This is a genomic window from Candidatus Thermoplasmatota archaeon, assembly GCA_035540375.1.
Lineage (GTDB): Archaea > Thermoplasmatota > SW-10-69-26 > JACQPN01 > JAJPHT01 > DATLGO01.
Map to the genome: position 1 here is coordinate 12,654 of DATLGO010000079.1, position 17,824 is coordinate 30,477.

24 protein-coding genes are annotated in these 17,824 nt (G+C 70.4%); 6 read left to right on the plus strand and 18 right to left on the minus strand.

Annotated features, from left to right (window positions below):
- The 6 genes from VM889_09495 to VM889_09520 form a co-directional block, all read right to left on the minus strand.
- Nucleotides 1-1,101 carry an aminopeptidase P family protein gene (locus VM889_09495; protein HVL48777.1) on the minus strand — a complete coding sequence of 367 codons (1,101 nt, stop codon included), beginning with the start codon at nt 1,099-1,101 and terminating at the stop codon, nt 1-3.
- 34 nt (nt 1,102-1,135) lie between these two features.
- Nucleotides 1,136-2,038 (minus strand): DUF72 domain-containing protein, encoded by a 903-nt coding sequence (locus VM889_09500; GenBank protein ID HVL48778.1) that lies wholly within the window; start codon nt 2,036-2,038, stop codon nt 1,136-1,138.
- Between the two features lie 106 nt (nt 2,039-2,144).
- The gene (locus VM889_09505) at nt 2,145-2,435 is read right to left on the minus strand and encodes a ferredoxin family protein (protein HVL48779.1); all 291 of its coding nucleotides are present in this window, start codon (nt 2,433-2,435) and stop codon (nt 2,145-2,147) included.
- A 108-nt stretch (nt 2,436-2,543) separates the two neighbouring features.
- Nucleotides 2,544-3,446, minus strand: coding sequence for a branched-chain-amino-acid transaminase (gene ilvE / locus VM889_09510; GenBank protein ID HVL48780.1), 903 nt, complete (start codon nt 3,444-3,446; stop codon nt 2,544-2,546).
- Nucleotides 3,447-3,634: 188 nt separating this feature from the next.
- Nucleotides 3,635-5,098 (minus strand): hypothetical protein, encoded by a 1,464-nt coding sequence (locus tag VM889_09515; protein HVL48781.1) that lies wholly within the window; start codon nt 5,096-5,098, stop codon nt 3,635-3,637.
- Nucleotides 5,099-5,108: 10 nt separating this feature from the next.
- Nucleotides 5,109-7,016 carry a threonine--tRNA ligase gene (locus VM889_09520; GenBank protein ID HVL48782.1) on the minus strand — a complete coding sequence of 636 codons (1,908 nt, stop codon included), beginning with the start codon at nt 7,014-7,016 and terminating at the stop codon, nt 5,109-5,111.
- A 174-nt stretch (nt 7,017-7,190) separates the two neighbouring features.
- On the opposite strand from VM889_09520, the gene VM889_09525 reads away from it, so the two are divergent.
- The 3 genes from VM889_09525 to VM889_09535 all read left to right on the plus strand — a co-directional run bounded on the left by VM889_09525 (nt 7,191) and on the right by VM889_09535 (nt 8,241).
- Complete coding sequence (locus tag VM889_09525; protein HVL48783.1) at nt 7,191-7,328, plus strand: hypothetical protein; 138 nt, start codon at nt 7,191-7,193, stop codon at nt 7,326-7,328.
- A 37-nt stretch (nt 7,329-7,365) separates the two neighbouring features.
- The gene (locus VM889_09530; GenBank protein ID HVL48784.1) at nt 7,366-7,602 is read left to right on the plus strand and encodes a hypothetical protein; all 237 of its coding nucleotides are present in this window, start codon (nt 7,366-7,368) and stop codon (nt 7,600-7,602) included.
- 291 nt (nt 7,603-7,893) lie between these two features.
- Nucleotides 7,894-8,241, plus strand: coding sequence for a hypothetical protein (locus VM889_09535; GenBank protein HVL48785.1), 348 nt, complete (start codon nt 7,894-7,896; stop codon nt 8,239-8,241).
- On the opposite strand, the gene VM889_09540 is transcribed toward VM889_09535, so the two are convergent.
- On the minus strand, nt 8,242-8,520 hold the full coding sequence (locus VM889_09540; GenBank protein HVL48786.1) for a hypothetical protein: 279 nt from the start codon (nt 8,518-8,520) through the stop codon (nt 8,242-8,244).
- A gap of 434 nt (nt 8,521-8,954) precedes the next feature.
- On the opposite strand from VM889_09540, the gene VM889_09545 reads away from it, so the two are divergent.
- Together VM889_09545 and VM889_09550 are read left to right on the plus strand one after the other, a co-directional pair.
- Nucleotides 8,955-9,245, plus strand: coding sequence for a DNA-binding protein (locus tag VM889_09545; GenBank protein HVL48787.1), 291 nt, complete (start codon nt 8,955-8,957; stop codon nt 9,243-9,245).
- 12 nt (nt 9,246-9,257) lie between these two features.
- Nucleotides 9,258-9,860 carry a hypothetical protein gene (locus VM889_09550; GenBank protein HVL48788.1) on the plus strand — a complete coding sequence of 201 codons (603 nt, stop codon included), beginning with the start codon at nt 9,258-9,260 and terminating at the stop codon, nt 9,858-9,860.
- On the opposite strand, the gene VM889_09555 is transcribed toward VM889_09550, so the two are convergent.
- From VM889_09555 to VM889_09580, 6 genes are all read right to left on the minus strand, one after another.
- Entirely contained in the window at nt 9,836-10,957 is a 1,122-nt protein-coding gene (locus VM889_09555; protein HVL48789.1) for a glycosyltransferase family 4 protein, read from the minus strand. The genes VM889_09550 and VM889_09555 overlap by 25 nt on opposite strands.
- Nucleotides 10,958-10,965: 8 nt before the next feature.
- Nucleotides 10,966-12,132, minus strand: coding sequence for a glycosyltransferase (locus tag VM889_09560; GenBank protein HVL48790.1), 1,167 nt, complete (start codon nt 12,130-12,132; stop codon nt 10,966-10,968).
- Between the two features lie 96 nt (nt 12,133-12,228).
- Entirely contained in the window at nt 12,229-12,729 is a 501-nt protein-coding gene (locus VM889_09565; protein ID HVL48791.1) for a DUF2240 family protein, read from the minus strand.
- Complete coding sequence (locus VM889_09570) at nt 12,726-13,385, minus strand: HisA/HisF-related TIM barrel protein (GenBank protein HVL48792.1); 660 nt, start codon at nt 13,383-13,385, stop codon at nt 12,726-12,728. Before VM889_09570 ends, VM889_09565 begins: the two co-directional genes overlap by 4 nt.
- A 23-nt stretch (nt 13,386-13,408) precedes the next feature.
- Entirely contained in the window at nt 13,409-13,624 is a 216-nt protein-coding gene (locus VM889_09575) for a hypothetical protein (GenBank protein HVL48793.1), read from the minus strand.
- 25 nt (nt 13,625-13,649) lie between these two features.
- Nucleotides 13,650-14,087, minus strand: a complete 438-nt coding sequence (locus VM889_09580; protein ID HVL48794.1) for a M67 family metallopeptidase — start codon at nt 14,085-14,087, stop codon at nt 13,650-13,652.
- 95 nt (nt 14,088-14,182) lie between these two features.
- Between VM889_09580 and VM889_09585 the strand changes: the two genes are divergently transcribed.
- Nucleotides 14,183-14,578, plus strand: a complete 396-nt coding sequence (locus tag VM889_09585; GenBank protein HVL48795.1) for a hypothetical protein — start codon at nt 14,183-14,185, stop codon at nt 14,576-14,578.
- Here VM889_09585 and VM889_09590 read toward each other — a convergent pair whose 3' ends face one another.
- The 5 genes from VM889_09590 to VM889_09610 form a co-directional block, all read right to left on the minus strand.
- The gene (locus VM889_09590; GenBank protein HVL48796.1) at nt 14,579-14,788 is read right to left on the minus strand and encodes a hypothetical protein; all 210 of its coding nucleotides are present in this window, start codon (nt 14,786-14,788) and stop codon (nt 14,579-14,581) included.
- A 68-nt stretch (nt 14,789-14,856) separates the two neighbouring features.
- On the minus strand, nt 14,857-15,762 hold the full coding sequence (locus tag VM889_09595; GenBank protein ID HVL48797.1) for a cysteine synthase: 906 nt from the start codon (nt 15,760-15,762) through the stop codon (nt 14,857-14,859).
- 134 nt (nt 15,763-15,896) lie between these two features.
- Nucleotides 15,897-16,292 carry a hypothetical protein gene (locus VM889_09600; GenBank protein HVL48798.1) on the minus strand — a complete coding sequence of 132 codons (396 nt, stop codon included), beginning with the start codon at nt 16,290-16,292 and terminating at the stop codon, nt 15,897-15,899.
- A 94-nt stretch (nt 16,293-16,386) separates the two neighbouring features.
- Nucleotides 16,387-16,929, minus strand: coding sequence for a hypothetical protein (locus tag VM889_09605; GenBank protein HVL48799.1), 543 nt, complete (start codon nt 16,927-16,929; stop codon nt 16,387-16,389).
- Between the two features lie 24 nt (nt 16,930-16,953).
- Nucleotides 16,954-17,778, minus strand: coding sequence for a hypothetical protein (locus VM889_09610; GenBank protein ID HVL48800.1), 825 nt, complete (start codon nt 17,776-17,778; stop codon nt 16,954-16,956).
- Between the last annotated feature and the right edge of the window lie 46 nt (nt 17,779-17,824).

Below are 17,824 nucleotides of genomic sequence, written 5' to 3' on the forward strand. Positions count from 1 at the left end.
CTACGGGTGCACTTCCACGAACGCCTTCTTGGCGGTCGTGAGGAGGCGGCATCCGTCGCGCGTGATGACGACGTCGTCCTCGATGCGCACGCCGCCGAAGTCCGGGAGGTAGATGCCCGGCTCGACGGTCATGACCATGCCTTCCTCGAGCGTGAGGTTCCACCTCGGGTGGAGGCCGGGGCCATCGTGCACGGCGAGGCCGAGGCTGTGGCCCGTGCCGTGGATGAAGCGACCCTTGTACGGCGTCGCGTCGATGCGGGCCGCGACGGCCTTGTGCACGTCGCCGCCGTTCGCGCCCGCGCGGCACGCCTCGAGGCCGATGCGCTGCGCGTCGAGCACGATGTCGTACACCTCGCGGTGCTTCGCCGAGGCCTTGCCGAAGACGAACGTGCGCGTGATGTCGCTTGCGTAGTGCTGATAGTAGGCGCCGAAGTCGCAGAGCACGTAGTCGCCCTCCGCGAGCCGGCGCTCGCCGCTCGTGTAGTGCGGCTCCGCGCTGTTCTCGCCGAAGCCGACAATGGTGGAGAAGCTCGGGCCGGAGGACCCGAGGCGCTGCATGCGGTAGTTGATCTCCGCGGCAAGCTCGTACTCCATCATGCCGGCCTTGAGCATGGAGGGGATCTCGTCCGCAACACGGCTCGCGATGTCCGCGGCGCGCTGCATGCGGTCGAGCTCCTTCTTGTCCTTCACGAGGCGCGCGTGCGCGACGGCCTTCCCCACGTCCACGAGCTTCGGGCCCTTGATCGTCGCGCTGAGGGTCTGGTGGTCCGCGTGGGTCAATTCATTCGGGTTGACGCCGACGTTCGAGAGACCCGAGAGGCGGCGCGCGAGGTGCTCGTTGCGCTCGTCGTTCGTCTCGTAGACCACGAGGTCGATCTCCGTGGCCTTGCGCGCGGACGGCTCTTCGAGGCGGCTCGTGAAGACCTCGACGCGGCCGTCGGGCCAGAGGATCGCGGCGGAGCGTTCGAAGAGGCCGCCCGTCACGAGGTCGGTCGCGTGGAAGAAGCTCATGTCGAGGTGCGGATCGACCGCGTTCATGAGGACGATCGCGTCCACGCTCGATTCGAGGTTCTTGTAGATCCGCTTCACGCGTTCCCGCACGAGGTCGACCCCGCGTGTCCACCCGCGCGCCTCATCATGGCTCTTGCGGTTCCCGGAAGGCGTCGAGGCGCCGCTGGGGCCCGGGCGGCGGGCGGACGGACGGCGATCCCGCCTCCGCGAGGAGTCCGTCGAGGAGCGCCGCCGCGTCGTGCGCTTTCCCGTACGGGTGGTTGTTGAAATAGACGCGCACGACCGGCTTGCGCGTCGCGAGGTCCGCAAGGCGCGTCGCCCACGGTCGCAGCTCCTCGGCGCGGTACGCGTAGTCGTAGCGGTTCATGCGCGGGTCGCCTGCGTCCCCCTCGATGGCGCGGCCGCGGAACCACGCGTCCGCGTTGCGGCCGTGGAAGCGGACGTACGCGTGCGAGGCGCCGCCCTCGAGGAGGACGGGAAACGAGGGCCCGTCGAGCGCGACGAGGGCGGCGTCGCGCCCGTCCAGGAGCGCGAGGGCCCGCGCGTCGAGCGCGTCGTCGCGGACCCAGGTGGGATTGCGGAACTCGACCGCGACCTTCCGGTGCGCGAGGGCATCGAGCGCGGCCTCGAGGCGCGCGAGCGTCGCGTCGTTCGCGAGGACGTTCGGGGCGAGCTGCAGGAGGACCGCGCCGAGCCGCCCGGCCGCGGCGAGGTGCTCGGGGACGGCCGTGTCCCATTCGCGGGCGTAGCGCGCGACGTCCGGGACCGCGCCCGTCGCGAGGAGGTCCTGCGTCAGCGTCTGGGGGGCCTTGACGGAGAGCTCGAAGCCGGGCCGGTCCTTGACCTTCGCGACCCACCCGTGGACGGTGGCGGGCGGGGGCGTCCGGTAGAACGTGCTGTTGACCTCGACCGTCGGGTGGCGCTCGGCGAGGAACGGAAGCCGTTCGGCCGGCGGGAGGCCCGCCGGGTAGACGCGGCCGACCCAATCCTCGTAGCTCCAGCCCGAGGTGCCGACGAGGATGGCCACGCGGCCTCAAGGACGGGCGGCCGCTTCCCGTTTACGACGCGGCGCGTCCGCTCGTGCGCGAAAGGTTGGCCGCCGGCGAACCGGCGGAGAAAAAGCCCGAGGACGATCAGCCGGACGGGGGCGCCGCGGCGTCGAGGCCGTCGGTGAAGTACTTCTTGTTGAGGGGCGTGTAGAGCTTCCACTGGTCCGGGACGGAGTCGTCCGGGAAAATGGCTTCCACGGGGCACACGGCCTCGCACGCACCGCAGTCGATGCATTCGTCGGGGTTGATGTAGAGCATCTTGGCGGGGCCGAAGTCGGGCTCGTCCTTCTTGGGGTGGATGCAATCCACCGGGCAGACGTCCACGCACTCGCCGGACTTCACGCCGATGCAGGGCTCGGTGATCGTGCGGGTCATTGGGAAACCCGAGGCGGGGAATGAATGCGACCTTCAAGAAACTATCGACCCGCTGATGAATTCGGACCTTCGTAGTCCGACTTCATCGGCGGGCGAGCGGAGACGCGCTCAGGTCGTGACCTTGACCGGCTTTTCGGGCTGGATCGCGGTGCCCGTCGAGTGCGTGAGCTTCTGGAAGCCCGCCATGAGCTGCTTCGTGACGGGTCCGGGCTTGCCGTTCCCCACGACGCGGCCATCGACGCTCACGCACGGGGCGACCTCCGCGGCCGTTCCCGTGATGAACACCTCGTCCGCGGCGTACACGTCGAACATGGTGATCGGCTCCTCGCGGACCTCGTAGCCCTCGGCGCGCGCCACGTCGATGACGGCCCCGCGCGTGATGCCCTTGAGCGAGTTGTAGGTGGGCGGCGTGACGATCACGCCCTTCGAGACGAGGAAGATGTTGTCCGCCGTCGCCTCCGAGACGAAGCCCTGGAGGTCGAGCATGATGCCCTCGTCCGCCCCGCGCTCGTTCACCTCGATGCGCGCGAGGATGTTGTTCAGATAGTTGAGGGACTTGATGTTCGGCGAGAGAACCTGCGGCGAGTTGCGGCGGGTGCTCACCGAGACGAGCGTGAGGCCGCGCTCGTAGGCGTCTCCGTAGAGCGCGCCCATCTGGCGGGCGAGGATCACGACGGTCGCCTCCTTGCACTTCCTCGGGTCGAGGCCGAGGTCGCCGCGGCCGCGCGCCACGATGGGGCGGATGTAGGCGTCGCGCAGGTTGTTCACGCGGCACGCCTCGAGGATCAGCTCCGTGAACTGCTCCTTCGTATAGGGAATCGTGAGCGCGATGGCCTTCGCGGACTCGAAGAGGCGGTCCACGTGCTCCGTCAGGCGGAAGACGCGGCCGTTGTAGGCGCGGATGCCCTCGAAGACGCCGTCGCCATAGAGGAAGCCGTGATCGTAGACGCTGATCCTGGCTTCGGACTCGGGCACGAACTGGCCGTTGAGGAACACCTTGTATTCCGCCATGCGTGTCGCTAGTCGCAATGTGACATGCCTTCTTGAGGCTTTCTCCGGGTGTGGCACGGGGGCGATTTTCGAGCGCGTTCGACCGACAAGCGAGCGAATCTCCGATCATACGACCGGACGCGAGGATTTTTTCTGGACGGCGCGGCTCATGCGTCCGGCCGCATGCGGTCGCGGCCGGCCGGACCCGGCTAGCCGAACGAACGGAGCGCGGGGTCGCCCTTCGCATCGAGCGCGAAGTGGAGCACGTGGAGTCCGCTCAGCATGTCGCTCGCGATCACGTACCCGTCCTTCAGGACGACGTCCCAGACCTGCGTCGTCCAGTCGTTCCCGATGCCGTAGAACGTGCCCTGGTCGGGCTTGTACCCGTGCTCGCCGTGCGGCAGGATGTACCCGAGCGGTTCGGGGTTCGCGAGGTCCGCGAGGTCGAGCGCCCACACGCCGCCGTGGTAGGCGGCGATGTAGAGGCGCTCGCCGACAATCTGGAAGTTGTGGAGGCTGAAGACGAGCGCGTGGCTGTTGTCGTGGCCTGCGAGCGCGTACTCCGAGAGGACCTTCGGCTTCGCGTAGTCCGTGAAGTCGAGGATCCAGAGGCGCGGGGGCGTGTCGACGACGTTCTCGGTCACCGCGACCACGATGCGCTTGTCCTGGATCTTCGCGGCGGCCGCGGTGTGGATCCAGCTGAAGTCCTTCGCGCCGTCCCCGTTCCAGGCCCCGAGGACGCGCCCGAGCGTCGGGTCCTTCCCGTCGAGGATGCGCACGCCCGCGTAGCTGTGGGACACGACGACGACGGGGTCGCCCGTGAGCGGATCGGCCTGCGTCGTCATGTCGTGCGGGCCCTGGAGGAGAAGGGTTCCGAAAACGCCGAACTCGGCGACGGCCCGAGGGGCGTTGCGCGCGGCGAGCGGCTCCTGGATGAGGTTCGTGTTGATCATCACGGGCGTGAGGCCGAGCGGCGTCGAAACGAGGCGCCACGCGCTCGGGCCCGAGGTGTCCGCGCAGTACACGTAACGCTCCCCGCCGACGACGGCGACGTCCACCATGTGGCACGAGAAGCCGAGCGGCGCGAGGGCGACGACCTTCGGCGCCGTGGGCGTCGTCACGTCGTACACGACGAAGCCGCGCCCGACGGGTCCGTTGCGCGCGCATTGCGTCGCGAGCACGACGAGGCCCTCTCCGGGGCCGGCCTTCACGTCGCCGACGCAGTCCGCGTCGGCGGGCGACTTCTCGAAGTGGAGGAACACGGGCGCGCTCGCGTTCGACACGTCGTAGACCGCGAAGCCCGAGGGCCCGCGTCGGCCGTCGGCCATGCCGGTCCGGATGCCCGCGTAGAGGAGGTCGCCCGCGAGGTCGAGCTCGTTGTGCGTCACCCAATCGACCTCCGGGATGGCGGGCGCGAGGTGCGCGACGGCGTGGAAATTCCACGGCGCGGGGTGCGCGGCCGGGTCCGTGTGGTCGTGGTCCATCGCGAAGACGGCCTTGAGGTCGGGGACGACGGGGTCGACCGTGGGCACGATGTCCTCGGGCGGCGGCACCTTGGCGCCGAGGCAACCGGCGATGGCGGCCGAGGCGAGGACGATGGCGAGCGCGACGAGGACGCGGATGGCGCGCAGGGTTAAGCCTCCGGTGGCGCAGTGGCCCCGGCCCGGCTTCAACGTTTGCCCGCTAACCGCGGAACACGGGGCGCTCGCTCATCCGCATCGCGAGCGGGAGCTTGAGGCGCGGCCGGTCGCCGATCTCCCGGTCGGCCCACGCGGCGATCTCGGTCGTCGAGAGGTCCTTCTGCTCGCCCGAGCGCAGGCGCACGGGAACGCGGTCCTTGCCCGCCTCCTTCTCGCCGTAGACGACGATCGCGGGGATCCATTCCTTCTCCGCGTCGCGGATCTTGCGGCCGACGCCGTGGTCGCGGTCGTCGACGTCCGCGCGGATGCCGCGGTTCGTGAGCTCCTTCGCGAAGCCGATGCAGGCCTCCTTGTAGGCGTCCGAGACCGGCACGAACCGCACCTGCGTCGGAGAGAGCCAGAACGGGAGGGCGGGCTTCGCCCCCGAGGCGGACCTGATCGCCTCGCGCTCGAGGAGCGCGTATACGTTGCGGTCGATCGAGCCGGAGAGCGAGGCGTGGAGGAGCAGCGGGTGCTGCTTCTGGCCCTGCTCGTTCGTGAAGTTGATGTCGAACCGCTCGGTGTTCTCGACGTCGATCTGCACGGTCGAGAGCGCGGAGGCCTTGCCCTGCGAGTCGACGGCGTTGAACTCGAACTTCATGACGAAGTAGAAGAAGCGCTCGTCCCAGATCTCGAGAAGGATCGGACGGTCGAGGAGCTTCGCGAGGTCCACCGCGAACTGGCGGTTCTCGTCGAAGAAGGATCGGACGAAGCGCACGGCCGCGTCGTACGGCGTTCCGAGGTCGTTCATCCAGCGCATCGACAGCTGGAATTGGGACTTGAACTCCCGCTTCGCCTGCTCCATGTCGGCGACGAGGGTGTGCATGTCCGGCATCGTGAACGTGCGGAGGCGGCGGAGGCCGGAGAGCTCGCCGCTCTGCTCGCGGCGGAAGGAGTAGTGCGTCAGCTCGTAGATCCGGACGGGGAGGTCCTTGTACGAGATGGTCATGTCGTGCATGATCAGGTACTGACCGAAGCACGCGGCGAAGCGCAGGAAGTAGTCCTTGTCCTCTGACTTGACGACGTACTGCCGCGCGGGGAAGCGGTTGAGGTACTTCGAGAGCGCGGGGTGGTCGTAGTCGTACATGATGGGCGTCTCGACGCGCATGCCGCCCGCCTCGGCGACGATGTCGGAGACGCGCGTCTCGAGGAGACGCTTCACGAGCTGGCCCTTCGGGTACCAGCGGAAGTTGCCCGCGTCGGACCCGGGCTCGTAGTCGACGAGCTCGAGCTCGCGCATGAGGCGCACGTGCGGCGGCTCCTCGCCCGCCTTGCGCGTGCCCTTCGTCTCGTGGAGGTAGAGCGCGCGGAGGTTGTCGTGGCCCCTGAAGTCGAACTGGTCCGCGGCGACGAGCTCGCCCGCGGGGGTCAGCACGTACCAGTGGCTCACGAGCTTCTTCTCCTTCTTCAGGGCCTCCGACTCGCGCGCCTCGGGCACGCCCGCGACCGCGGGCGCCGCGGGGGCCGCCGGGGCGGCTTCGCCGGCCTCGGCCTTGATCTGGCGCGAAAGCTCGGCAAGCGGGTGCCCCTTCGCGTGGAGCTTGAAGGCCTTGTAGTAGCCGAACGGCGCGGCCGTCACGTCGTAGCCCGCCGCCCTCGTCGCCGCGATGAGCGCGCTTCCGATCTCGCGGCCCTTCGCGGGCGAGGCGAGGCTCGACGAGAGGTGCGCGTACGGATAGAGGACGACCTTCGGCGCCTTCACCTGCGCGTTCACGTTGTTGATCTCGGCGACGGCCTTCGCGACGACGACGTCGCCCTGGTTCTCGTCGTCCTTCTCCACCGTGTAGAAGACCACGAGCGCCTCCTCCACGCGGCCCGCCTTCTCGGCGTCGGCGAGCGGCGGCGCGCTTTTAAGCGCGGGCTTCTTCGCCTCGAACTCGAGGAGGTCGCTGTGGATGAAGAGGAGCTTCACGTCCCGCTGAACCGCGGCAGGGTATAAAATCCATCGGCGGGCCTGCGGACCGTGGTTTCCGGGGGACGGGAGCGTGAACCTTGAGCGCCCGCGCCCCCGCGAGGCGCAAGGGTGATCCCGCCTCCCGCGCCTCGCCGTGGGATCATCATGCAGGTGCGGATTCCTCCCGATCTCGTGGAAGCGATCGAGGACCTGGTGCGGCGCGGCGCCTTCCCGACACCCGAGGCCGCGGTCGCCGATCTCGTGCGCATCGGTCTTTCCGCGCGGGGCGCGGCCGAGCACGCGGTGAGCGCGGACACGGCCTGGGGCTGAGCCAAACCTTATCCTGCTCCGGGCCGAAAGGAGGGTCATGAGCGTCGACGTGCCGCTCCCGGAGACCCTCGCGCGGGAAGTGCGCGCCCTCGTGGACGCGGGCGAGTATCCCGACCTTGCGACCGCCGTCGCGGATCTCGTGCGCCTCGGCCTGCTTTCGCGCGAGCGCCCGTTCCGGCCCTCGCCCGGCCGGCCGCCGATGCCGCCGGGCCGGCGCGACCCGGGCGACGACCGCCCGATCGAGATCCGTCCGGACGACGTCAACTGGATGTGAGCGAAGCCTTCGCTCGAAGGATGAAGGCCCGGACGCGGGGGCGTCCGGGGACCGGGGTCCCGGGAAACGAAAAGAGAAGGCCCGAGTAGTTGTCGTCGTCCACCGCGCGGCGGGGGCGGCCTCCGCGCGTCGGACCACGTGCATCCGGTGCTGAAACACACCGGGGTCTCCCCCCGGCGAGCCGACGTATCCCCGGGGGAAGATTTCAAGCTTTCGTGGATTCACGAAGTCCAAAATGCAAGACGACGCGATTTTCCAAAAGCATAAATCCCGGCCCGCCGTGCCCTTCGCATGGAGCGTCGTCGGTCCCGCGCATCGCGCGCCGAGCGGCGCGAGATGGCGATCGGCGACGATCCCGAGGCGATCGCGCGCCTCGTGCGGATCCTCGCCGCGAGCGTGAACGTCGCGATCCTGCGCGCGCTCGTCCTCGAGCGCGAGCGGCGCGGGGAGGACGGGTGGCTCTTCCTCTCGGAGATCGCGGAGCGCATCGGCGAGAAACCGGGGACCGTGGTCCTCGCCGTCGAGAAGCTGGCGCCGCTCCTCGAGGAGCGGAGGGAAAAGGGGAAGCGCTACTTCCGGAGCCGCGTGGAGGCGCTGAGCGTCACGCTCGCGATCCACCCGGCGGAAGCCGCGTTCTGATCAGGCCGAGGGCGGGTCGTCCGTCGCGGGCGCGGGCGCCGGCGCGATCGCGGCCGCGCGGGGCGCGTTCGCGGCGGGCGGCGTCGCGGCCTGGGGCGCGGGTCCGCGGCGGCCGTTCAAGCCGAGGGCGAGACCGTAGATGAGCGCGATCTCGCGCATCTCCTTGTACTCGTCCCGGTTGCGGACGAGCCCCACGATGGGAACGTCGAGCCCCATCGAGAAGCGGACAATGTCATCGTCGTCGAACGTCTGCATCTTTTTCGAGGTCCCCGACGCCATGTTACCCGAACCCAAGGGACGCGACACCACCTATTTAACCGGCCCAAGAGCGCCATTGTGGCGAACGGAAGAATGACGGCCAACCCGGTTCCACACCGGGTCTCAAACCCTCCGCAATCCCGGTCCCGGTCCCGGACCCGGTCCCGGACCCGACTTCCGGCTCCCGGCTCCCGGTCCCGGAACCCGACGCCCGGCCCCGGCACCCGGCATCCGGTCCCGGCTCCCGGCTCCCGGACCCGACTCCCGGCTCCCGGTCCCGGTCCCGGCACCCGACACCCGGTCCCGACGCCCGGTCCCGATGCCCGGCTCCCGGTCCCGGTCCCGACGCCCGGTTTCAGCGCCCGGCGCCCGACCGTGTGTCGTCCTCTGTGGATTCTTGATGGCCTCCCTCGTTGCCTTTAAGAAGGACGTGTGCCCTGGCGTGCCGAGCGTCCATGCTGGCCCGCGACCTGAAGGACAAAAGCAAGGTCGACCAACTCGAAGTCACCGTCCTGAAGAAGGAGGAGCCTCGAAGCGTCAACTCGCGCGCCGGCGACGCCTTGACTGTCTGCGACTGCGAGGCGGTGGACGGGGAAGGCGGCAAGGTCAAGATCAGCCTCTGGAACGACGAGATCGAGAGGGTCTCGGAAGGGGCGAAGATCCGGATCACGAACGGATGGGCCTCCGCGTTCCGCGGCGAGATCAAGGTCTCTGCGGGCAAGTTCGGCAAGCTCGAGATCCTCTGAGGCGGTGCGTCCTTGGAGTGGGGCGAGTGGATCCTGGCGTTCATCGACGCCCATCCCATCCTGGTCCTCGTCGCGGCGTTCACGCTCGACAGCCTGGGGATCCCGAGCGTCCCCGAGATCGCGACGCTCATCGTCTTCGGCGCGAACCCGACGATCGTCTGGGCTCTGCAGATCCTCGCCATCGTCGTCGCGGTCGAGGTCTTCGCGGGGTGGGTCCTCTACGCCCTGGTCAAGCGCTTCGGCGTCCCGCCGTGGCTCTCCAAAATCATGGTGAAGTACTCGTCCTCGCTCATGCTCGCGGACGAGCGCCTCCTGCTCCTCAACCGCATCTTCCCGGTCCTGCCCTTCGGCGGGGCGTTCATCCACGTCGCGGGCTGGAACGTGCGCCGCGCCTTCGCGTTCGTCGCGGCCGGGTCCGCCATGAAGTACGCGCTGCTCCTCGCCTTCTCGGGCGTGGCGTTCGTGTACCTCGAGTCCGACTTCGCGCGCGGCGTGAGCCTCGGCGGCCTCGTGCTCTTCCTTGTCGGGAGCTGGTTCGTCGCGTCCCGCCGCAGGAAGCGCCTGACGGCGGCGCCCAACGCGGCCGCGCCTCAGCTCGAGATCGCGGAGCGGTAGAGCTTCTCCATCTCGAGGGCGACCTCGCTCCATGCGAGGGCCTTCGCGCGTCCGCGCGTGCGCTCGACGAGATCCGCGCGGAGCTTCGGGTCGGCGACGAGCCGCGCGAGCGCCTCGCCCGCGGCCGCGGTGTCGCCGGGCGGCACGACGACGCCCGCATCCTCGACGACCTCCGCGACGCCGCCCACGTCCGCGCCGACGACGGGCGCGCCCGCGACGAGCGCCTCGGCGATCGCGATGCCGAAGCTCTCGAAGCGCGCCATGTGGACGAGCGCCGTCGCGTTCTGGAGGAGGCGGAACTTCGTGGCCTCGGGGACCCACCCATTGATCTCGACGCGGTCCTCGACGCCGAGGCGGCGCGCGAGCCTGAGGAGCGCGGCGCGCTCGGGTCCCTTCCCGCACACGATGAGACGCGCGTTCGCGCCACGGCGGTTCGCCTCGGCGAAGGCGCGAATCACGAGGTCGGTGCCCTTCTCGGGCGTGAGGCGGCCGACCGCGACGAAGTACGGCGCGCGCGGAAGCTCGCGGCCGTCGTCCGCCTCCCACTCGGCCGTCCCGGGCTTCGGGGGCGCGCAGCCGTTGGGCACGAGCTTGAGCTTCAATTCGGGGAAGCCGCGGCGCGCAAGGTCGTCCCGCACGAAGCGGCTGATCGCCGCGATGGAGTGGGCGCGCTCGACGTAGCGCTTGTTCCAGCGGTCATTCGCGAGCGAGAGCGGACGAAGGAGGCCGGACCCTTCGCCGTAGGTGTTGTGGTACGTGAACACCTGCGGGATGCCCGAGCGGTCGACGGCCTTGGTGTACTCGGGCGCCCAGCGGTAATGGAAGTCGAGGACGTCCGGCGCGAGGTCGCGAAGCGCCTTCTCGACGCCCTCGGTGCGGAGGATCGGCGGATTCCACTTGACGGGAAGCGGCTTCGCGGGGAGGCGCACGACGCGGAAGCCGTCCATCGTCTCCTCCTTCGGGGTGCCGGGGAGGCGCGACGTCAGGACCGTGACCTCGTGTCCGCGCTCGAGGAGCGCGCGCGAGACGTGGTAGATGCGGCGTTCGATGCCGCCGAGGTGCGGGAAGAAGAACGGATTGACGTGGCAGACGTGCATCGGGACCCTCAGGCGACGGCGTAGACCGGGACCGTGTTCGCGACCTCGTGGTAGCGCTTCTCGAGAAGGTCCGTCGCGCGGGCGACCGAGAGCGTCATCGCGTGCTGCCGCGCGGCGTTCCGCATGCGGTCGCCCGCGGCGACGGCGCGCGTCATCGCGCGGGCCGCCTCCGCGAGGTCGCCGGGCGTGAAGAGGTGGCCCGTCTCGCCGTCGCGCACGTAGTCGGCGAGGCCCCGGGCGCGGGCGGCGGCGACGGGCGTGCCGCACGCCATCGCCTCGATCGCCGTCATGCCCTGCGTCTCGAACGCGCTCGCGCTCGCGAAGGCGTCGGCGGACGCGTAGGCCGCGGCGAGGTCCTCGTCGGCGATGTATCCCAGGAAGCGCACCGCGTCCGTGACGCCAAGCCGGCGCGCGCGGCGCTCGATGGTCTCGCGCTCGGGGCCGCGGCCGCCGATCGCGAGCGTGAGGTCCGGCAAGGTCTTGCGGGCCTCGACGAGCGCGTCCACGAGGAAGGGGATGTTCTTCTCGCGCGCGAGGCGGCTGACGCTGAGGACAACCGGCTCGCCGTTCGGCGAAAGCCGCTCGCGCATCGCGCGGCTCCTGCGGTCGGGGCGGAAGCGCGCCACGTCCACGCCGTTCGGCTGGATCTCCATCCTGGGGATCGCGTCGATCGGCATGTGGGCGAGGATCTCGGCCGCGGCCGACGGGCCCGGCACGAGGACGAGGTCGGTGGCGCGGAAGAAGCGCTCGGTCGCGCTCCACACGACCGAGCGCGCGAATCCCTGGAGCCCCGGCGGCGCGACGTACGGGACGAGGTCCGGCAGGAAGGTGTGGTAGCTCGTGACGACGGGGAGGCCGAGGCGCTTCGCGGCGAGGAGCCCCCAGAGCGCGACGGGACCGGGGCTCTGGAGGTGCACGATGTCGAAGCCGCCTTCGATGAGCAGGCGCGTCGTGTCGTGGCCCGAGGGCGAGAAGTTCACGCGGAGCTCGGGGTAGCCCCAGAACGGGTAGCCCTTGTAACGGGTCTCGCCTTCCGCGTGCGTGGCCTCGGGGCCCGGGGCGAACACGTGGAGGTGGTGGCCGCGCGACTCCAGCTCGCGCTTGAACGCGAGAAGGCTCGTCGTGAGGCCGTCCGTCATCGGGATCCAGCTCTCCGTGAAGACGGCGATCCTCATGGGGGTCCCGGGGGCGGAAAGCGGCGGGGGGTGCTAAGGCCTTGCCGCTTCGCCGGACAGCGCATCGGCATTCGACGGTGGCTTTCCTGGCGTTTTCTAGCGCTTCGCCGTCGAAACGAGGGCCTCGCGGACCCGGCCCGTCCACGCCCGGGGGTCCGCGCCGCGGGCGCGCGCGACTTCGAGAAGGGCGACCTCGGGCGCGAGGAGGTTGGCCGCGCGGGCGCGCACCTCGGAGGCGGCCTGGGCGACGGCGGCGGGCGTCTCCCCGATCGCGGCCGCGACCGCCGCGACGAGCTCGTCGTACAACGCGGGGGCCGCCGGGGCCGCGTCGGGCTCGGGAATCTCGCTCAGGATGTCCTCGGTCGGGCGGAAGCCCATCGGCACCTCGATCGTGGCCACGTTGAACGCGGGGCGCACGTGGTCGCCGTCCGCGACGAGCGCGCCCACGGCGAGCGCGTGCTCGAGGAGCTTCTTCGTCTGCTCGGGGGCGAACCAATGGAGGTCGAACGTCACGGACTGCTTGAACACGGTCTTCGGGAGGGTCGTCTCGCCCTTGCGGCGGAAGACGTAGGCGAGGGCGCGCCGGAGGTCGCTCACGCGCCCTCCTCCTTCGCGCGCGCCGCGAATGCGCGGGCCTGCGCCGCCGGCACGAGGACGCCCGTGTAACCGAGGGATTCGAGCGCGGCGACGTCGCGCTCGCTCGTCACCCAACCCGCGAACCACCGTTCGGTTCCGGCCGTCGCGAGGCTCTTCGCGAGGGACTCGTTGAAGGAGCGCCCGCCCGCGTCCATCACGACGACTCCGATGCCGAGCGCGTCCGCGCGCCGGGCGAGCGCCGACACGGGCATGCGGTCGCGGCGGTTCGGGACGAACTGGCCGTTCCTGTGCTCGAGGCCGAGGAAGAACGTGTCCGGCTCCGCGAGCTCGACTGCGTCGTCCAGCTCCTCGGGCGCGTCGAGCAGGCTCCATCGGAGAGTTGCGCGGTGCGCGCCCGCCACGACGACGTCCATCGCGTCCGGCGCGTCGCGCGAGCCCGCGTCGAGCCAAAGCGACGCGTGGCGCGAGGCCGTCTGGATGAACGCGAGGTCCGGCTCGTTGCGCTCGAGGCCGCTCTGATCGATGACGACGACGCGGCCGTGCGCGCGCGAGAGCGAGGCGAGCGCCTTCGCGGGGTCCTCCGACGCGAGGTCGTCGCTTGCGGCGACGAGGCGGCCCTGGTGGACCTGCATCACGGGCACGACTTCGATGGGCACAGCCGGGGAGCGCCTCCCCCGGATTAAGCTTCCTCGGAGCCCCAGCACCGGGGACAGGGAAGATAGTGGCGCGTCTTCATGACGAGCGTGGCGTCGAGCATGGTGTCGCGGAAGCTCGCCGTGGAGGCCGGAATCTCCCGCGCGCACGCTTCCTTGAGCGTCGACGAGCGATGCACGCGTCGATGACGGGGATCGATCACGAAGGCGCCGCGCGCCACGAGGTCCGATACCGTCGCCACGGGTCCCGTTTCGCCCGGGGCGAGCTTAGCTCTTGCCGGATCCGCGGATCTCGACCGCTTCCGGGACGAACCTTCCGCGGCCGTCGTCCCACCGCCACGCGCCCCATCCTTCGCTTTCGCCGTACCACGCGAGGAAATACACGGCGCCCGGCCAGTTCGCGCGCGCCGCGTCCGTCGTCGAGAGGCGGGCGGGACCGCGCGGGTGGCTGTGGTAGAAACCCACGATCTCGAGACCCAGCTCGTCCTCGACGAGGAGCGTGAGCTTCAGGTGCTCCCCGGGCTCGACGAGGTACTCGGTGCGCGGGTTCGGGTGGGCGTTCGTCACCCGGAAATGGCGCGCAACCTCCACGGTCCCGTCCGGGAGCCGCCGGCCCGCGAAGAGCCCGCAGACCTCCATCTCGCCGCCCTCGCGCCCGTGGGCGAGGACATCCTCGAGCACCTCGGCCGGGATCGCGAAGGTCACGGGCGCGCCACGCACGCGCCCCGTCAAATAGCCTTTCGATCCCGGGTGGCGAGCGTGCAAGAGCGTTTATGACCCCCCCGGGGGACGGTGCGCTCGTGAGCGACGTTCCCGCCCCCGCGGTCCCGGTGCGCTTCGTCATCGAGAACGAAGAGGCCCTCGAGCGCTTCCTCTCGCGCTTCGAGCTTGGCGCCGGCGAGCACCTCGTGCGCGTCCTGGATTACGCCTCCTCCACCGTCTCGCGCGGGACCATCCCGCTCGACCCGCAGGCCACCATCGTCGCCGTCGGTCCGTCGCGCCTGCAGGGTCGCGGCGCCGTCACGGTCACCTACTGGCGCGTCCGTCACACGAGCGCCAAGGAGGTCATCGTGGACAAGGACAAGCGCACGGTGCGGTCGAGCGACCGCCCGCTCCAGATCCTGAAATCCGGAGCCCGCGCCGTCGCGCGCCCGCTCGGACGGATTCCGCCGCGCGACCGCATCGACCCCGCGTGATCATCCGCGCCGCGCGCGGTCCGCCAATTCCTCGGCGAGGTACGTGCGCCAGGTGTAGGGTTCCTGGTGAGGCCCCCAGGCGGCCTCGTCCCCGAACCCTTCCGCGCCGGCAAGCTCCGCCCAGGGGCGCAGGCTCCCCACGAGCGCGCGAACGCGCTCCGTTGTCCCATCCCAGTCGAGCGCGAAGGCGCCGCTCCTCGTCGAAGTCATCGCCCTGAGGATCACGCGATGGAACATAGGGCGGGGTGTCGGCGCGCCTCCGGCGGCACCCGACGCGCTTATGCGCCATCCCAGACGGGCGTCGAGAGGTAGCGGTCTCCGCCGTCGGGAAGCACCGTCACGATGACGCCTTTCGTGAGCTCCGCGGCGACCTCGAGCGCGGCCGCGAGCGCCGCGCCGCTCGACGGACCGCAGAAGAGGCCCTCCTCGCGGGCGAGCGCCCGTGTGAGCGCGTAGGCGCGCTCGGTCGCGACGGGCACGAGGCCGTCGAGCGCCGAGGGACGGTAGATCGGCGGCACGTGCGCCGTCGTCTCCATGTGCTTCAGCCCCTCGATGCCGTGGAACGGACCCGCGGGCTGCATCCCGAGGACGCGGATCGACGGATCGCGCTCCTTGAGGAAGCGTCCGACGCCCATCGCGGTGCCCGACGTGCCGAGCCCCGCGACGAAGTGCGTCACCCGACCGCCGGTGTCCCGCCAGATCTCGGGGCCCGTCGAAGCGTAGTGCGCGCGGGGGTTGGCCTCGTTTGCGTATTGATCGGCGTAGAAGTAGAGGTCGGGATCGCTCGCCGCGCGCGCTCGCGCCTCGTCGATCGCCCCGTCCTGCCCCTCGGTCGGATCCGTGAGCACGAGCTTCGCGCCGTAGGCCCGGAGGATCCGCTTGCGCTCCTCGCTTGCGTTCGCGGGCATGCAGAGCTCCACCGCGAAGCCGCGCGCCGCGCCAAGCATCGCGTACGCGATGCCGGTGTTGCCCGACGTCGCGTCGAGGAGCGTGCGCGCGGGGAGGTCGCCGCGCTTCTCCGCCTCCTCGACGATCGCGAGGGCGGGGCGGTCCTTCACGCTCCCGCCCGGGTTCCGGCCTTCGAGCTTCGCGTACACGGCGACGCGGTCCGCGCGCGGGTTGAGCTTCGCGATCTCGACGAGAGGCGTGTTTCCGATGAGCGCGGCGACGCCGGTCCGGGCCACGGGGGTGCGACGGCTGGCCGGGGGAAAAAACTTCCACTCCCACCGGGACCTGCGACCCGCGCCGAGGAACCGTCTGGAGCGCGCGAGGGGCTCCGGACCTTGATGGGGGAACGGCGTGCGATGGAGCGAAACCGTCACGCCGGAGAGAAATGCGCCGTCGCGATCCGGTAGACGCCGTAAGGCATCCGCTTGAGGCCGAACGTCGCGTGGCGTTGGAGGAGGGTCTCGGTGCCCCAGACGTCCCGCACGACCATCTCGTACCGGAAGACGACGTTCACCGCGTCGTCGGCGAGCGTGACCTGGGTCTCGTCGAAGATCTCGACCTTCGTGATCCCGAGGTCGCCGCGCGAGAAGTCGCGGGCGGCGTGGTCGCGGATCGCCGTCCAGCCGACGCTCGTCTCGCCGGTGGACCACACGGCGATGGGATGGGGCTCGCCGCGCAGGAACAGGTCGGCGAACGCGCCCGCGTCGCGCTTGAGGGTCGCCGTGACCCAGTTGTCGAGCACCTCCGCAACGGCGACGTCGAGCATCATCCGGGAACGGAGTGGCGAGTCTTGCTATTTGGACCCAGCGCTTCCCGTGATGGCCCATTCGGGACCTTCGGCCGACCTCCCCTCCAGGAAGTCATGAAGAGCGGTCGGGCGGAGGGCCCTGGCCCCCGCGACGCCCCTGGCGTCGGCTCAGCATGCGATCGTACTCGTCCGCCTGCCGGCGCCGCGCTTCGAGGTACAACGGGTCTTCGTAGAAGGGAAGCAGGATCGAGAGCCGGTAGGCGAGGTCCGCGCACTCCGCGAAGTCGGCCGTCTCCTCCGCATTGTGGAGGAGCGTCTGCAGCCGCCGGAATCCGTCGAAGAAATCGGGGTTCCGCGCGAGGTCCGGCTCCTGCTCGAGCAGGAACTCCACCTCGAACGCCAGGCTCTTGATCGGCAGCAGGTACGCGCGAAGCGCCGCGGGGTCGTCCGTCGCGAGCGCGTCCTTGAGGAGGCGCAGGTGCCGCACGTGCTTTTCGAACACGGTGAGCCGCGCGCTCCGCCGCGGCACGTACGTGCCGTCGGGAAGCGGGAGGTTCAGGAGGTTCACGAGCGAGATGAGGAGCTGGTACACGGTGAAGTTCATCATCTGCACGCGCGAGGGGCCCTCGCGCGGCGGCTCGGGCGCGCGCTCCACGCGCCGCGAGGGGCGCGCGGGCGCTTAAGTCCGCGGGGGCGGGAGGCGGATGCTCGCGGCGTGCAGCATCGCCGGCCCCACGCTGCGGTCGAGGCGGAACGCGTAGTCGCCCGGCCCCCACGCGGCCTCGCCCGCGGCGTGCACGAACTCGCAGGGGCACGCGACCTCCCCGCGCGGCGTCGAGACCGCAAGGGTCGGCCGGATCCACCCGCCGCCGACGAAGAACCCGACGAGCGCGGCGTCGTTTTCGAGCGCAAGCGACGTCTGGAGATTCGCGGTCGCGTCGACGGCCTGCGCCGTGAGCGTCCCCTCGAAGTGGCGCTCCGTGAAGACGAAGGACGCGTTGCCGTGGTCGACCGCCCAGGCGCCGGCGTCGTTCGAGCGCACCGCGTAGGACCAAACGGCCGCGTTCTCGATCGCGAGGACATCGACGAAATGGAGATCCGACGTCGAAGGCTCGCACGCGGGGCAGCCCCACGAAACGGTGGAGGTGAGGCGCGCGCCCCCCGCATAGACGATGCGCTCGACGGAAACCTCGACCGTGGGCGCGCCTTCGAGGGCGAGCTTGACGCGATACTCGGGCCCGTAGAGCGCGACGCCCGAGCGCGAGACGATTCGGCCTTCCGCGTCGTACACGTAGAACCGCGCCGCGAAGTGGTCCGCGTCCGCGTCGCCCGCGCGCACGACGGCCTCCATCGAACCGTGTCGCGTTCCGGCCGGGATGCGGACCGCGTACCACAGGTTTCCTTCGCCTTCGTCGGAGGCGACGAGCGCGAGCGTCTCCGCACCCGCGGCGGGGGGCGGGACGGCCATGAGGAGGGCCGGGAGCAGGACGGCGAGGAGACGCACGGCCCTCCATCGTCCCGGGAGGCTTCAACGTGCGTCCCGATTGTCC

What these genes read in the sequence shown, in the direction of transcription:
- VM889_09505 (HVL48779.1), bottom strand. Translation starts at nt 2,435, where the DNA reads ATGACCCGCACGATCACCGAGCCCTGCATCGGCGTGAAGTCCGGCGAG.
- ilvE (HVL48780.1), bottom strand. Translation starts at nt 3,446, where the DNA reads ATGGCGGAATACAAGGTGTTCCTCAACGGCCAGTTCGTGCCCGAGTCC.
- VM889_09530 (HVL48784.1), top strand. Translation starts at nt 7,366, where the DNA reads ATGAGCGTCGACGTGCCGCTCCCGGAGACCCTCGCGCGGGAAGTGCGC.
- VM889_09535 (HVL48785.1), top strand. Translation starts at nt 7,894, where the DNA reads ATGGAGCGTCGTCGGTCCCGCGCATCGCGCGCCGAGCGGCGCGAGATG.
- VM889_09540 (HVL48786.1), bottom strand. Translation starts at nt 8,520, where the DNA reads ATGGCGTCGGGGACCTCGAAAAAGATGCAGACGTTCGACGACGATGAC.
- VM889_09545 (HVL48787.1), top strand. Translation starts at nt 8,955, where the DNA reads ATGCTGGCCCGCGACCTGAAGGACAAAAGCAAGGTCGACCAACTCGAA.
- VM889_09555 (HVL48789.1), bottom strand. Translation starts at nt 10,957, where the DNA reads ATGCACGTCTGCCACGTCAATCCGTTCTTCTTCCCGCACCTCGGCGGC.
- VM889_09560 (HVL48790.1), bottom strand. Translation starts at nt 12,132, where the DNA reads ATGAGGATCGCCGTCTTCACGGAGAGCTGGATCCCGATGACGGACGGC.
- VM889_09590 (HVL48796.1), bottom strand. Translation starts at nt 14,788, where the DNA reads ATGACTTCGACGAGGAGCGGCGCCTTCGCGCTCGACTGGGATGGGACA.
- VM889_09600 (HVL48798.1), bottom strand. Translation starts at nt 16,292, where the DNA reads ATGCTCGACGTCGCCGTTGCGGAGGTGCTCGACAACTGGGTCACGGCG.